10 protein-coding genes are annotated in these 14,752 nt (G+C 59.7%); 4 read left to right on the forward strand and 6 right to left on the reverse strand.

Annotated features, from left to right (window positions below; genetic code table 11):
- Positions 1–990 precede the first annotated feature (990 nt).
- Genes M5B44_RS25960 through M5B44_RS25970 form a run of 3 tightly spaced genes read right to left on the reverse strand, consistent with a single transcriptional unit; the run spans position 991 to position 3,321 of the window.
- The gene (locus tag M5B44_RS25960; protein ID WP_007951509.1) at positions 991–1,890 is read right to left on the reverse strand and encodes a hydroxymethylglutaryl-CoA lyase; all 900 of its coding nucleotides are present in this window, start codon (positions 1,888–1,890) and stop codon (positions 991–993) included.
- Positions 1,891–1,919: 29 nt separating this feature from the next.
- Positions 1,920–2,321, reverse strand: coding sequence for a MerR family transcriptional regulator (locus M5B44_RS25965; protein ID WP_007951507.1), 402 nt, complete (start codon positions 2,319–2,321; stop codon positions 1,920–1,922).
- A 55-nt stretch (positions 2,322–2,376) separates the two neighbouring features.
- On the reverse strand, positions 2,377–3,321 hold the full coding sequence (locus tag M5B44_RS25970) for a LysR family transcriptional regulator (RefSeq protein WP_011334997.1): 945 nt from the start codon (positions 3,319–3,321) through the stop codon (positions 2,377–2,379).
- Positions 3,322–3,498: 177 nt separating this feature from the next.
- On the opposite strand from M5B44_RS25970, the gene M5B44_RS25975 reads away from it, so the two are divergent.
- Positions 3,499–4,728 carry an acyl-CoA dehydrogenase gene (locus M5B44_RS25975; protein ID WP_041075051.1) on the forward strand — a complete coding sequence of 410 codons (1,230 nt, stop codon included), beginning with the start codon at positions 3,499–3,501 and terminating at the stop codon, positions 4,726–4,728.
- A 60-nt stretch (positions 4,729–4,788) separates the two neighbouring features.
- On the opposite strand, the gene M5B44_RS25980 is transcribed toward M5B44_RS25975, so the two are convergent.
- The 3 genes from M5B44_RS25980 to xthA all read right to left on the reverse strand — a co-directional run bounded on the left by M5B44_RS25980 (position 4,789) and on the right by xthA (position 8,394).
- On the reverse strand, positions 4,789–5,970 hold the full coding sequence (locus M5B44_RS25980) for a delta-60 repeat domain-containing protein (RefSeq protein ID WP_248740992.1): 1,182 nt from the start codon (positions 5,968–5,970) through the stop codon (positions 4,789–4,791).
- A gap of 156 nt (positions 5,971–6,126) precedes the next feature.
- Positions 6,127–7,461, reverse strand: coding sequence for a substrate-binding domain-containing protein (locus tag M5B44_RS25985; RefSeq protein WP_248741030.1), 1,335 nt, complete (start codon positions 7,459–7,461; stop codon positions 6,127–6,129).
- A 120-nt stretch (positions 7,462–7,581) separates the two neighbouring features.
- The gene (xthA, locus tag M5B44_RS25990) at positions 7,582–8,394 is read right to left on the reverse strand and encodes an exodeoxyribonuclease III (protein WP_248740993.1); all 813 of its coding nucleotides are present in this window, start codon (positions 8,392–8,394) and stop codon (positions 7,582–7,584) included.
- Between the two features lie 174 nt (positions 8,395–8,568).
- On the opposite strand from xthA, the gene M5B44_RS25995 reads away from it, so the two are divergent.
- The 3 genes from M5B44_RS25995 to M5B44_RS26005 all read left to right on the forward strand — a co-directional run bounded on the left by M5B44_RS25995 (position 8,569) and on the right by M5B44_RS26005 (position 14,684).
- On the forward strand, positions 8,569–9,219 hold the full coding sequence (locus tag M5B44_RS25995; RefSeq protein WP_085712429.1) for a GNAT family N-acetyltransferase: 651 nt from the start codon (positions 8,569–8,571) through the stop codon (positions 9,217–9,219).
- Between the two features lie 66 nt (positions 9,220–9,285).
- Entirely contained in the window at positions 9,286–11,013 is a 1,728-nt protein-coding gene (locus tag M5B44_RS26000; protein ID WP_248740994.1) for an autotransporter assembly complex protein TamA, read from the forward strand.
- Entirely contained in the window at positions 11,010–14,684 is a 3,675-nt protein-coding gene (locus tag M5B44_RS26005; protein ID WP_248740995.1) for a translocation/assembly module TamB domain-containing protein, read from the forward strand. The genes M5B44_RS26000 and M5B44_RS26005 overlap by 4 nt, the downstream gene beginning before the upstream one ends.
- Positions 14,685–14,752 lie beyond the last annotated feature (68 nt).

Genomic DNA, 14,752 nt, shown 5'->3' on the forward strand with positions numbered 1-14,752 from the left:
TACGCGGGTTGGTAGACCGGCTGCAATAGGAACCCGGCGCTCACGAATGAGCCCCACGCATGACCACCATAAAACAGAGCCCCCAAAAGGACCTGCATACGGTGTTGCCATACAGCTATTACAGACGGGCTACCAAACCCGATCACTGTTTTTCAGTGACAGGGAAACGATATAGCCCACCCCATAGCCGCGTAAGCCGGCGGATTCTGGCGTACGCGTAGGCAACGACGCAAGGTGTTGTAGCCCTTATGGCGTAACGGTTCGTGTATTTTAAACGCCCGTGCGCCGTCGTGTTTACACACAGCGAAAGCCGTGAATCCTTAGTGATTTAGATGGGGTTGCCAGCATGTGAGTGGCTGGAAGTCGAGGCGCGTGAAACCATGCAGAGTGAGCGCTTATAGGAAAATCGAGATGGGGGGAGGAGATCCGTCGCGGACAATTTCAGAACGCCAGACAGCACAAAGGGGAGCCGAAGCTCCCCTTTAATTTTGTCGTCGCGTGCTCTTTTTTATTATTGAGGGTCGGTCTGTTGTTGTTTTTGGCAACCGTGGCCCTTTACCGCTGTTTTTGGCGACCCCCATCCGGGGTCAAGAGCAAACGTATTTTTTTGAGCGCTGATCTGCTTTCTCGCTAGGCGATCCAACCGATTCGGGAGCTACCTGAAGGTAGTTTTATTGTTCTCTGCCCGGTTGCGGGTCATTCCGAGGAATACCCTGAAAAGCACACCTTCTCCAAAAAAATCTGTTAGCTGCGTCTCTGCCGTGTTGTTTTTGTTATGTCAGAGTCGGTACGTCTTATTTTTATTGGTTTGCTGCTTTTTATTCTTGTTATGCCATAGAGATAGCAGAAGCCGTGCCAACTTTTAAAACCTCTTGTAAATCAATGGTTTGAGATTTTTTAAGGATTTTTCCTTCAGACAAAACCAGACAATTTGTTTCCGTGTTACTCGTCTATGCCCACGTTTCGGACACAGCGGTAACACCTTCGCCCTCACTGTGCGCTACGGGCCTTGGCCACGCGCGATCCAGTTGGGCGACCCAGCACGGCACTGATCTGCTGGCCGGCGGCAATCAAGGCGTCGAGGTCGATACCGGTCTCGATGCCCAGGCCGTTGAGGAGGTACACCACGTCTTCGGTGGCGACGTTACCGCTGGCGCCCTTGGCGTACGGGCAACCGCCGAGGCCGGCGATCGAGCTGTCGAACACCGCGATGCCTTCCAGCAGACTGGCGTAGATGTTGGCCATGGCCTGGCCGTAGGTGTCGTGGAAGTGGCCGGCGAGTTTTTCTCGCGGCACCTGTTTCGAGACCACTTCGAACAGCCGGCGGGTCGCGCCAGCGGTGCCGGTGCCGATGGTGTCGCCCAGCGACACTTCATAGCAGCCCATCGCGTACAGCTCGCGGGCGACCATGGCCACTTGCTCCGGGGCGACCTCGCCTTCATAAGGGCAACCCAACACGCAGGACACGTAACCGCGCACGGTAACGCCGTGCTGTTTCGCGGATTCCATGATCGGCGCGAACCGCGCCAGGCTTTCGCTGATCGAGCAATTGATGTTGCGTTGCGAAAACGCTTCGGATGCAGCCGCAAACACCGCGACTTCCTTGACCCCGGCGGCCAGCGCGTCTTCAAAGCCGCGCAGGTTCGGCGCCAGCGCGCCGTAGGTCACGCCGGGTTTGCGCTGGATCTGCGCAAACACGTCGGCGGAGCCGGCCATCTGCGGCACCCACTTGGGCGAAACGAAACTGCCGACTTCTATATAGCCGAGGCCGGCGGCGCTCAGCGCGTCGACCAGTTGCACCTTGTCGGCAACGCTGATGGGCTGGGCTTCGTTCTGCAGGCCGTCACGGGGGCCGACTTCGATCAGGCGTACTTGGGAGGGGAGGGACATGGCGTTGACCTGTTGTAATTGTCGGGAGGCTACTGCGCGACTTGCTGACTCTTGAGCGTCTGCTCCAGCGCCTGCACGCAGCGTTCTTCGGCGGTGTCGAGTTCGAGCTTCATCTGTTCGATGTCCAGCAGTTGCTGTTCAAGCTGTTCGCGACGCTCGCTGATTTTCGCCAGCATGCTGTTGAGTTGTTTGGTGTTACCGCTGGAAGGGTCATAAAGCTCGATCAGCTCGCGGCACTCGGCCAGCGAAAAACCGATGCGCTTGCCCCGCAGGATCAGCTTCAGGCTGACCTTGTCGCGCGGCGAATAGATGCGTTCCTGGCCTCGGCGCTCGGGGCTGAGCAGGCCTTGTTCTTCATAGAAGCGGATCGCCCGGGTGGTGATGTCCAGCTCGCGGGCGAGGTCGGAAATGCTGTAGGTCTGGCTGCTCATGAAAGCGCTCGAAATAAGGTCTTGGCGCTAAGCTAATGGCAGGTTGACGTTTACGTCAAGTGGCGGGCGCCTGCAGCTTGTCGAGCTTCTTCTCGTGCGCCGTCACTTGCTGGCACAGCTCGATCATCTGCTCGCGCATCCAGCGGTTGGCCGGGTCCTGATCGGTGCTTTCGTGCCAGTACAAATGGGTTTCCACCGGCGGCACATCGTTGACCGGCAGATTGAAGGCGTGCAGGTCATGGCGCCGGGCGAAACGCTCCGGCACGGTCATCACCATGTCGGTCTGCTGCAACACCTGGGACGCCATCAGATAGTGCTGCGAGCGCAGGGCGATCTTGCGCTGAATGCCCATTTTGCCCAGCGCCAGATCGACATGGCCCAAGCCACTGCGGCGGCTGGAAATATGAATGTGGGTCAGCGACAGGTAATCGTCGAGGGTGAATTTTTCCTTGGTCGCCAGCGGATGGCCCTTGCGCATCGCGCAGACGTAACGGTCTTCCATCAGCTTGACGTGGCGCACCTGCGGGTCGGTGTTGAGCGGTGCATCCACCGCAAAGTCGAGGCGCCCGGCGGCCAGTTCCTTGGTGGTTTCCCGGCGTTTGGACAGGAAGCTTTCGATGATCACCGTCGGCGCCAGGCGACGCAGACGCTGGAACAGTGGCGGCAGAATCACTGCTTCGGTCAGGTCGGTCATGCTGATGCGGTAGGTCTTGACCGCTTGCGAAGGGTTGAAAATGCGACTTTCCTGAACCGAAACCCGCAGCAGCGACAGCGCGTTGCGCACCGGGCCGATGATGTTCTGCGCCATGGGCGTCGGCACCATGCCCTGGGCCGTGCGTACGAAGAGCGGGTCGTTGAAGGTCTCGCGCAACCGCGCCAATGCGTTGGACACCGCCGGCTGGGTAATGCCGACAATCTGCCCGGCACGGGTCAGGTTGGCTTCGGTGTAGATCGCGTCGAAGACGATGAAAAGGTTGAGGTCGACCTTGCTCAGATTCATTACGCGGCTCTCTTTTTATAGGTGGATGGCGCGGGTCAGGGCGGCCAGGAAAATCAACCAATCATATATCGGTGATGAATGTTTATACACGCCGAGAATAGGCTAGGTAAATTATCAGCGCTGTTCTAGCATCGATTGCATGACCTAAACAACCTCTGCCACAGAAGGTAATCGCTCATGGATTTCGCTTATTCGCCCAAGGTTCAGGAACTGCGTGAGCGCGTGACCGCGTTCATGGACACTTACGTTTACCCGGCCGAAGCTGTGTTCGAACGGCAGGTTGCCGAGGGCGACCGCTGGCAGCCGACCGCAATCATGGAAGAGCTCAAGGCCAAGGCCAAGGCCGAAGGGCTGTGGAATTTGTTTCTGCCTGAGTCGGAACTGGGCGCCGGCCTGACCAACCTCGAATACGCGCCACTGGCGGAAATCATGGGCCGTTCGCTGCTCGGTCCCGAACCGTTCAACTGTTCGGCACCGGACACCGGCAACATGGAAGTGCTGGTGCGTTACGCCAACGAAGAACAGAAACAACGCTGGCTCGAACCGCTGCTGCGCGGCGAGATCCGCTCCGCGTTCGCCATGACCGAGCCGGACGTCGCGTCCTCCGACGCCACCAATATGGCCGCCCGTGCCGTGCGCGATGGTGACGAGTGGGTGATCAACGGCAAGAAATGGTGGACCTCCGGCGCCTGTGATCCGCGCTGCAAGATCCTGATCTTCATGGGCCTGAGCAACCCCGACGCCCCGCGCCACGCCCAGCACTCGATGATTTTGGTGCCGGTCGACACCCCCGGCGTGAAGATCGTCCGTCCGCTGCCGGTGTTCGGTTACGACGACGCACCCCACGGTCACGCCGAAGTGCTGTTCGACAACGTGCGGGTGCCGTACGAAAACGTCCTGCTCGGTGAAGGACGCGGCTTCGAAATCGCTCAAGGTCGCCTTGGCCCAGGCCGGATTCACCACTGCATGCGTTCGATCGGCATGGCCGAACGTGCGCTGGAACTGATGTGCAAACGTTCGGTGAGCCGCACCGCGTTCGGCAAACCGCTGGCGCGTCTGGGCGGTAACGTCGACAAGATCGCCGACTCGCGGATGGAAATCGACATGGCTCGCCTGCTGACGCTGAAAGCGGCGTACATGATGGACACCGTGGGCAACAAGGTCGCCAAGAGCGAAATCGCGCAGATCAAGGTCGTCGCACCGAACGTCGCGTTGCGGGTGATCGACCGGGCGATCCAGATCCATGGCGGGGCAGGGGTATCGAACGATTTTCCGCTGGCCTACATGTACGCCATGCAACGCACCCTGCGCCTGGCCGACGGCCCGGACGAAGTGCACCGTGCGGCGATCGGCAAGTTCGAGATCGGCAAGTATGTGCCGAAGGAAATGCTGCGTAGCGAGCGCTGAAGGCAGGGCGCGCCAGTAATCATTGATTGCTGGCGCATTACCGTCGAATGGGCGATTAAGTCAGTTCTGAATACCGGCCACTACCGAAAAATAGCCTTGAATACGGCTGCCGGCGACGATGATTCTGCTTTGGCTTTGAATTGTTGCGGAGTAGGGGGTTCCTGGAATATCACGGATTTCACCCCATCCTTCGTTAGCGAAAGAGGGATCCCAAGTGCCGTCTGGATTTAATCTGCCGCAGAACATTTTCTGATAGAGGCTGGCGTTCCAGCCTGCCGCAACAATTTTCCCGTCGGCCTGGATGACCAGCGCTCTCCATACTCCGCCCTGTGGCTCCCCCAAATTGGCCAATACTTCACGACCACCATTGAAGGTGGTGTCAACCCGGCCGTTGGCAGTGAATCTCATCAATAGCGCCGCTGAGTCTCCGGTGCCAGCGCAGAGCAGTTTTCCATCCGCCTGTTGGCTCAAATGCGCCAAACTATGGTTGTGCCCGTATAAAATACGGCCGTTGTCGCCGAAGGTTTTATCGAGCGTTCCATTTGGATCAAATTGCATCAACGCTATTTGATTGCCGTCGCCGCCGCTGTAGTTACCGCCTACCACAATCTTGCCATCAGGCTGAACGATAACGTTGACCATTGAGCTTTGCTGATCTCCAAAGGTGACTTCGGTCTGGCCGTCAACCCCAAATTCAGAATCATTCTCGCCGTTGCTCAGCAAGCGAGTCAGCACCCCTTTGATAGTGGTACCTGAATCTTGGATCCGTGCGCTCAGAACAAGCAGTTTTCCATCCGCCTGCAGGCAACCGTCCGACGGAAATCTGTTTGATGAAGTGGCAGGAGCAGAAAGCAACTTAGTGCCGAAAATCAGGTCAGGGCTTCCATCTGCGTTGCGACGGGTAATTGCCGGCACTCCTCCATCGCCTGAAGTCAGATCGCCAATCAGCCAGATTTTTTCATCTCGCTGAATCAATCGGCTGGCCATGGAGGTCCCGTCATTTCCGAACTGCGCTGTGACGACACCGTCGTTGCCGAAATCCGGGTCCTTCCTCCCCTCGCTTAGCAATCGGTGAATTTCAAAGGCATTCTGGTTCGAGATCTGAACTGCTAGGGTCAGTTTATCGTCTGCAGCCGCCACGATAGATTTCACTATTCCATCTGCGGGGCCGACGATGGAGCCGAAGAGGCCGAAGCTTTCGTCCAGATCTCCAGGTTTGCGGGGGGCAGTTGAAGTATTCATGCGAGTGTTCCTCTGAGTGCTGCCCCAAGGGAATGGGGTAGGAGCATTTCGCTGCATTTCTTGAAAGAAATCACCTGTCAGAAGTGACAGTGAGACTGGCTTTAAAGGTCAAGTAAGTGACTTTTAGAGACATGTGTTCGCAGTTGATTGATTACTTCAATAAACCCAAACCTCAACCCGCCGATTCTTGATCCTGCCTTCATCCCCGCTGTTGGTCGCCACCGGCATCAGCGCACCAAACCCGCGCACCTCGCGCAGCACCACGCCGTTCTTCACCAGCTCCCGCCGTACCGCCATCGCCCGCAGCTTCGACAGCAGATCCGCCCGCGCCGGATCATCCTTGGCATCGCCGAATCCCACCAGTGTTACCGCGCGGTCGGTCTTGTCGTGGTGCTTTATATAGTCGAACACCCGGGCCAGATCCTGGCGGGCCTTGTTGTCGAGGCTGGCGCTGCCTTCTTCGAAGCGGAAATTCACGGTCAGACGCTGGGCGTGCCGGCTGAGGGATTGATAACCCTCGGGCATCAGCGCATTCGGCGTGACCGAGATGGCGTGCACGGTCTGGGCGATAAAGCCGTTGGCCGCGACAATCGCCTGGCCCTGGCGGCTTTGCGCAAAATCCACCAGGGCGGCGGCCCACGGATTTTGATTGTCAGGCGGCAGATAGAAGAACAGCCGGCGGGACAGCGGATAGTCTTCGGTGGCGATCAGGCTGGCCAGTGGCAGCATGGCCTGGGACTGCCCGTCGACGATGGCCACGGCCTTGGCCTGGCGCACATAGGGCAGGCCGATAAAACCGATGCCCTGCGGATCGGCGCTCACGGCATCGGACAATTGCTCGCTCGACTCGAAACGTTTCGCCGAACTGTTCAGAGTTTTCCCACGACGGCTGAGGACAAGTTCCTTGAACGTGTCGTAGGTGCCGGACTGATCATCCCGCGCATACAGATGAATTGTCCCACTCTTGCCGCCGAGTTCTTCCCACGTCTTGGCCTCGCCGCTGAAGATCCGCGCCAGTTGCTCGGTGTTCAGTTGATTCAGCGGATTGTCGGGGTGAAGGATGATCGCCAGGCCATCAATGGCGATGACCTGCTCGGCGCCGGGGCTTTTCAGATCGCCAAGCGAAACAAGGCTGGCGAGTTCGCTGTCCTTGATCGGGCGCGAAGACGCAGCGAGATCGGCGCTGTTGTTTTTGAGCGCGGAGAAACCGGTGCTGGAACCATGGGCGGCGATTTCCACCACGACCCGTTTACCTTGAGCCGTGAGACCGACGACCCGTTGTTCGTTAGCGGTGTCCGGCGTTTCGCTGTGGACTTTCAAAAGTCCCTGCTCTTCGAGCAGGCCTTCAACCAGCGCCGGGCCTAGGGCTGCGCCAATGGTGTTGGAACCCTGGATGCGCAGGACCGGGCCGTTCTCGGAAATGGGCAATGCAGCGGCCGAAACCTGCAGCCAGGCACTCAGGAGAAAGACAAACAGAACGCGCAGGGTCATGCCGGCACCGAATGCAGCCAAGGGGATTGCCGGGGAGATTAAGTCAGGGAAGTTTCTGAAAGATGACAGTGTTCAGGCTGTGGGAGCGAACTCCCACAGCGATGTGCGGCGATTTTGCTATCAGCTCAATTCCAGCCAGATCGGCGCATGATCCGAAGGCTTTTCCATTCCGCGCAGTTCATAGTCGACACCGGCGGCTTTCACCCGTGGCAGCAAGCCATGGGAAGCCAGGATCACGTCGATCCGCAGACCACGTTTCGGCTCGTCTTCAAAGCCACGGCTGCGGTAGTCGAACCAGCTGAAGACGTCGGCCACGTCCGGGTTCAGGTGACGGAAGCTGTCGGTCAGGCCCCAGTTTTTCAGGCGGGCCATCCACTCGCGCTCTTCCGGCAGGAAGCTGCATTTGCCGGTTTTCAGCCAACGCTTCATGTTCTCCGGGCCGATGCCGATGTCGCAGTCTTCCGGAGAAATGTTCACGTCGCCCATCACCACCAGCGGCTGTTCATTGTTGAACTGGCTTTCCAGCAGCGTTTGCAGATCGCTGTAGAAGCGCTGTTTGGCCGGGAACTTGGTCGGATGGTCGCGGCTTTCGCCCTGTGGGAAATAGCCGTTCATGATCGTCACCGGCACGCCGTTGGCGTCGGCGAAAGTGCCCCAGATAAAGCGTCGCTGAGCGTCTTCTTCATCGGTGGCGAAGCCTTTGTGCACGGCAATTGGTTCTTTGCGCGAGAGCAGGGCGACGCCGTAATGGCCTTTCTGGCCGTGGAAATACACGTGATAACCCAGGGCCCGCACTTCTTCCAGCGGGAACTGGTCGTCGTGGACCTTGGTTTCCTGCAGGCCGATGACGTCCGGCTGATGCTTTTCGATCAGCGCCGCCAGCTGATGCGGGCGGGCCCGCAGTCCGTTGATGTTGAAGGAAACGATCTTCATGGTCGGCAGTCCTGGCAAAAGGGCGATGCTAGCTGACATGTAGGATCTGGGCCAGCGTGGCGGTAGTCCATATGCGCTGCTAATGTCTTTCGGGTGTGGGAACGATCCCTTCAGCCCAAGGCTCGTATAACAAGAACGGGGCCTGTTGAGTCCCGTCCAGGGAGAATCACCGTCATGCCTGAAACCTCGACCGCCATTGCCGACATCCACATGCTCGACCGCGGCTATTCCCGTGAAGCGCGATCCCTGCTGTATCAGGCTTATCGTCACGAGCCGACCTTCGCTTACCTTTTCGAGGCCGAGCGTCCGGGTTACGAGCAACGGGTGCGTGCCACGGTGCGGGAACTGGTCAAACAGCATTTCCTGCAGGATTTGCCGGCCATCGGCCTGCTGGTCAATGATCGGTTGATCGGTATTGCCCTGATCGCGCCGCCGCAACGCCGTCTGGGCGTTACCGAGAGCTGGGCCTGGCGTTTGCGCATGGTGTTGAGTACCGGTTTCCGCTGCACCCGGCGTTATCTGGAATATCACGCCGCCGTTGAAGCCTGTGTGCCGACCGATTCGGTGCACATGCTGCCGCTGCTGGGCGTGCATCCACAATTTCAGGGCAAACACTTCGGCGAACAGTTGTTGCAAGCGGTGCACAACTGGTGCGCGGTGGACGAAAGCTCCCAGGGCGTGATCCTCGACACCGGCAACCCGCGTTACCTGGAATTTTACAAACGTCAGGGGTATGAGGAGATCGGCGAAGTCGCCGTCGGCCCGGTACGTGAGCATGTGTTTTTCCACGCCAATCCGCAGGTGTTACAAACTGCAACGGCATAACCATCGAACTTTTTCAGAAAAGTCTGGTTCTATCACGCTCCCAAGCACGTGATAGCATCCGCCCCTATGAAGTTTCCAGGAAGATTTACCAGTGGCGTGCTCATGCTGTTAACCAGCTGCGCGGCGCTGGCGCAAAGTGAATTGGATGTGCGGGTCAAACCGTCCAACGATGAACTCAAGGCCAATATAGAAGGCTATATCGGCAGCCTCGGCGATCGTGACGAAGAAGCCTTGCAGCGCTTCAGTCGCGGTGCCGAAGAGCAGGCGCGCAAGGCCGCCCAGGCCTTGGGTTACTACCAGCCGCAGATCGACAGCGAAGTGAAGGGCGGTGAAAAGCCGCGCCTGGTGCTGAAGATCGATCCCGGTGAGCCGATTCGCCTGCGCAATGTCACCGTGCGGGTCGACGGACCCGCTGCCGCCCTCAAATCCTTTCGTGTACCGAAAAGCGACGTGCTCAAGCCCGGCGCGGTGCTTAACCATGGCCGCTACGAAGACGCCAAGCGCCTGATCCAGAATCAGGCCTCACGCTTCGGTTTCTTCAGTGGTCATTTCACCAGCCAGAAACTGATGGTCGATCCCCGCGCCGGGGTGGCCGATGTCGAATTGATTTATGAGAGCGGTCCACGTTATGCGCTGGGCAAAGTCAGTTTCGAAGGCGACACCCCGTTCGACGAAGACCTGCTCCAGCGAATGGTGCCGTTCAAACCGGGCGAGCCTTACGACTCCGAGCTGATCGCCGAACTCAATCGCGATCTGCAATCGAGCGGCTACTTCGAAGGCGTGCGGGTCGACGCCGCGCCGACCGCCGCAAAAAACGACGTGATCCCGGTGGACGTCAAACTCGACACCCGCAAGCCGCGCACCATGGGCCTCGGTCTCGGTTACTCCACCGACGTCGGCCCGCGGATCAAGGCCAACTGGACCCGTCACTGGGTCAATCCGCAGGGCGACAGCTACGGCTGGGAGGCCGAACTCTCGGCGCCACGGCAGAACGTCGGCCTGTTCTACGACATTCCGCTGGATCCGCCGCTGACCGACAAACTGCGCTGGGCCGGCGGTTATCAGTACGAAGACATCGACGGTTCCGACACCCTGAGCAAGCTGCTGACCTTCGGCCCGGAATGGCACAGCAAGTTGCCCAGCGGCTGGCAGCGGGTGATCTCGCTGAAATGGCAGCGTGAGGAATACCAGCTCGGTGACGATTCGGGCCTGAGTACCTTGCTGATGCCCGGCATCAGTTACTCGTACCTGAAAAGTGACAATCGCATCGACCCGCACAACGGTTATCGCCTGACCTTCGAAAGCAAGGTGGCGAAAGAAGGCCTCGGCTCGGACAACAACTTGCTGTACGGCACGGCGCTGATCAAAGGCCTGACCACGGTGTTCGACAACCACCGATTCCTCGGACGTGTCCAGGTCGGTGGGAGTGCCACTAACGGTTACAGTTCGGTGCCGCCATCGCTGCGGTTCTTCGCCGGTGGCGACCAGAGTGTGCGCGGTTACGACTATCAGAGTCTGTCCCCGGAAAACTCCAAAGGCGACCGCATCGGCGGGCGCTACATGGTGGCCGGCAGCGTCGAGTACCAATACTCGATCGCCGAAAAATGGCGGGTCGCGACCTTCGTCGACCAGGGCAACTCCTTCAACAAACTCGAACTGCCGAACCTCAAGACCGGGGTCGGTATCGGTGTGCGCTGGGTCTCGCCGGTGGGGCCGATCCGCCTCGACCTGGCCCATGCGCTGGACGACGATGGCGGCATCCGGCTGCACTTTTCCATGGGGCCTGAGCTGTGAAGCGTGGTTTGAAAATTTCGGCGCTGGCGTTGTTGTCGCTGGTGCTGTTGATTGTATTGAGCATTGCCGCTGTGCTCGGCACCCAGGCTGGCAGCCGTTGGGTGCTGGGGCTGGTTCCGGGTTTGAGTGTCGATAATTTCCAGGGTCGCCTCGGTGGACAGTGGAGCGCCGATCATTTGCTCTGGCAGCAGGACGGCAGTCGCGTCGAACTCAATAAACCGATCTTCGAATGGTCGCCGCTGTGCCTGACACGCATGACGCTGTGTATCGAGCAGCTCAAGGCCGATCAGGTCATTCTGCAATTCCCGCCCGGCGAAGAAACCACCGACAGCGGCCCGATCAAACTGCCGGACCTGCAATTGCCGGTGGCCATCGAACTGGGTGACGTGCAAGTCGGCAGCCTGTTGTTCAACGGCAGCGAGCAGCTTAAAGGCCTGCAACTGGCGGCACACTGGACCGCCAAGGGCATGCAGATCGACAGCGTGAAACTGCAGCGCGACGACCTGAGCCTGAACCTTTCCGGCCTGTTGCAACCGACCGGCAACTGGCCGTTGAGCATTGCCGGTGATCTGACCTTACCGTCTCCAGGCACCGGCCCATGGGCGCTGGCACTCAAAGTCGACGGCGATCTGCTCAAGACTCTCAATCTGCACGCCGACAGCCGTGGCTACCTCGACGGCCAGTTGAGCGGCGAACTGCAACCGCTGGCGGAAAACCTGCCGGCCAAGGTGCGCATCACTTCGGAGGCGTTCAAGCCGAGCGCCGATCTGCCGGACACCCTGCTACTCAATCAACTGGTATTGACCGGCGAAGGTGACCTGAAAAACGGCTACCAATTGCTCGGCAATGCGACGTTGCCAGCCGATAAAGGCCCGGTGGCGCTGCTGCTCAAGGGCAAGGTTGACGCCAAGGGCGCACAGATTGCCGGCCTCGACCTGACCGCCAACGACAAACAAAGCCTCAAGCTCACCGGCAATGTCGACTGGAGCAAAGGCCTCAGCGCCCAGGCCAACATCAACTGGCAGGATTTCCCGTGGCATCGGCTCTATTCCGAGATCGACGAGCCGCAAGTCGCCTTGCGCACGTTCACCGGAGAAGTCTCCTACACCGACGGCCAATACCTCGGCAATTTCGCCGCCGCACTGGATGGCCCGGCGGGGGCGTTCAGCCTGAGCAGCCCGTTCAGTGGCAACCTCAAGCAGATCTTCCTGCCGCAATTCAAACTCGAAGCGGGGCAGGGCAAGGCCGAAGGGCATGTGAACGTGCAGTTCGCCGACGGCATTGCCTGGGACACGGCGCTGGAATTGTCCGCGCTCAACCCGGCGTACTGGATGGCGGAGCTGCCGGGCACACTGGCCGGGCCGCTGAAAAGCACGGGCGAAATGAAAAACGAGCGCCTGAGCCTCAACGCCGACCTCGATCTAAAAGGCAAACTGCGCGGGCAACCGGCGGTGCTGCAAGCCAAGGCTGACGGCGCCGGCGAACAGTGGAATCTGAATGCCCTGCAAATCCGCCTCGGCGACAACAGCATCAACGGCAAGGGCAGCCTGCAACAGAAGCTCGCCGGGCAGATCGATATCAAGCTTCCGCGTCTGGCCCAGCTCTGGCCGCAGTTGCGCGGACAGGTCAACGGTCGGGTCGATGTCGCCGGTACGCTGAAAGCCCCGCAAGGCAAGCTCGACCTTCAGGGCTCGCAACTGGTGTTCCAGGACAATCGCCTGCAGAGCCTCAACCTCGATGCCACCCTCGACAGCGCCCAGCGGGCGAAAATCGATCTGAAGGGCAGCGGCATCCAGGCGGGCGACACGAACCTGGGTGTGCTGACCGTCAGCGCGCAGGGCGACATCAAAAGCCAGAAACTCAACCTCGACCTGCTCGGTCCGAAGCTGAAACTCGCGCTGGGCCTGGACGGCAATCTGGACAAAGGCAACTGGCGCGGGCGTCTGGCCAGCGGTGACATTCAGGCCGGCGGTCAGGACTGGAAGCTGCAAAACCCGGCGAAACTCGAGCGTCTGGCTGACGGCAAGATCAACTTCGGCGCCCATTGCTGGATGTCCGGCAATGCCAGCCTGTGCGGCGAAGACCAGCGGTTGATGCCGGAGCCGAAGCTGCGCTACCACCTCAAGCGATTCCCGATCGAAAGCCTGGCGCAATGGCTGCCCAAGGATTTCGCCTGGCAGGGCAAGCTCAATGCCGACCTGCAACTGGACCTGCCGGCCAGCGGCCCGAACGGTCAGATCAGCGTCAATGCCAGCGGCGGCACCTTGCGCATGAAGGAAAAGGACCAGTGGCTGGACTTCCCGTACCAGACCCTCAAGCTGACCAGCAAACTCACGCCGAAACGCATCGACACTGACCTCAATTTCGTCGGTGGCAAACTTGGTGAGCTGATGGTGCAGGCACAGCTCAATCCGCTGCCGAAGAACAAGCCGCTGAATGGCTCGTTCCGTCTCAGCGGGCTGGATCTGTCGGTGGCGCGGCCGTTCGTGCCGATGGTCGAGAAACTCACCGGACGCCTGAACGGCAGCGGCACGATTTCCGGTGGGCTGCTCGCGCCGCTGGTCAACGGCACCGTGCAACTCAGTGACGGTGAAGTGTCCGGCCCGGAACTGCCGTTGCAGTTGCAGGATCTGCGACTGCAAGCGGTGATCGCCGGCGAATCGGTGCGCCTGGACGGCGGCTGGAAAAGCGGCAAGACCGGGCAGGGCAGCATCAGCGGCAACGTTGCCTGGGGTCAGGCGCTGATGGTGGATCTGGCGCTAAAGGGCACGCAACTGCCGGTCACCGTCGAACCCTACGCCAAGCTTGAAGTGGCGCCGGACCTGAAGATTTCCATGGCCGGCGACGAGCTGGCGATTGCCGGCAAAGTGCTGGTGCCCCGAGGCGAAATCACCGTGCGCGAACTGCCGCCATCGACGGTGAAAGTCTCCGATGACACGATCATCGTCGGTGCGCAGACCGAAGATGGCAAACCACCGATGGCCATGAAGATGGACATCGACGTGGTGGTCGGCGAGGACAAACTGAGCTTCGCCGGGTTCGGCCTGACTGCCAACCTGCAAGGTCACGTGCACATCGGCGACAACATGGACACCCGTGGCGAACTCTGGCTCAACGATGGTCGCTACCGTGCCTACGGCCAGCGCCTGACGGTGCGCCGTGCGCGTCTGTTGTTTGCCGGGCCGATCGATCAGCCGTATCTGGATATCGAAGCGATTCGCCAGACCGACGACGTGATCGCCGGCATCCGCCTGAGCGGCAGCGCCGAGCAACCGACCACGCAGATCTTCTCCGAGCCGGCGATGAGCCAGGAGCAGGCCTTGTCCTATCTGGTGCTGGGGCGTCCGCTGAGCAGCAACGGCGAAGACAACAACATGCTCGCGCAAGCGGCGCTGGGTCTGGGGCTGATGGGCAGCTCCGGGGTGACCAGCAACCTGGCCAAGGATCTGGGCATCCAGGATTTCCAGCTCGACACCCAGGGCAGCGGCAATACCACCAGCGTGGTGGCCAGCGGCAATATCTCGGAGAAGCTCAGCCTGCGTTACGGCGTCGGCGTGTTCGAGCCGGCCAACACCATTGCCTTGCGCTACAAGTTGAGCAAAAAGGTCTACCTCGAAGCCGCCAGCGGCGTGGCCAGTTCGCTGGACATCTTCTACAAGCGGGACTTCTAGGCCTCGCTCTCACAGAGCCGGATCGTGTTCCCACGATCCGGCTTTTTTTTGATGTATTAGACTGACCT

This window comes from Pseudomonas sp. MWU12-2029, assembly GCF_023242425.1.
GTDB classification, from domain to species: Bacteria; Pseudomonadota; Gammaproteobacteria; order Pseudomonadales; family Pseudomonadaceae; genus Aquipseudomonas; species Aquipseudomonas kribbensis.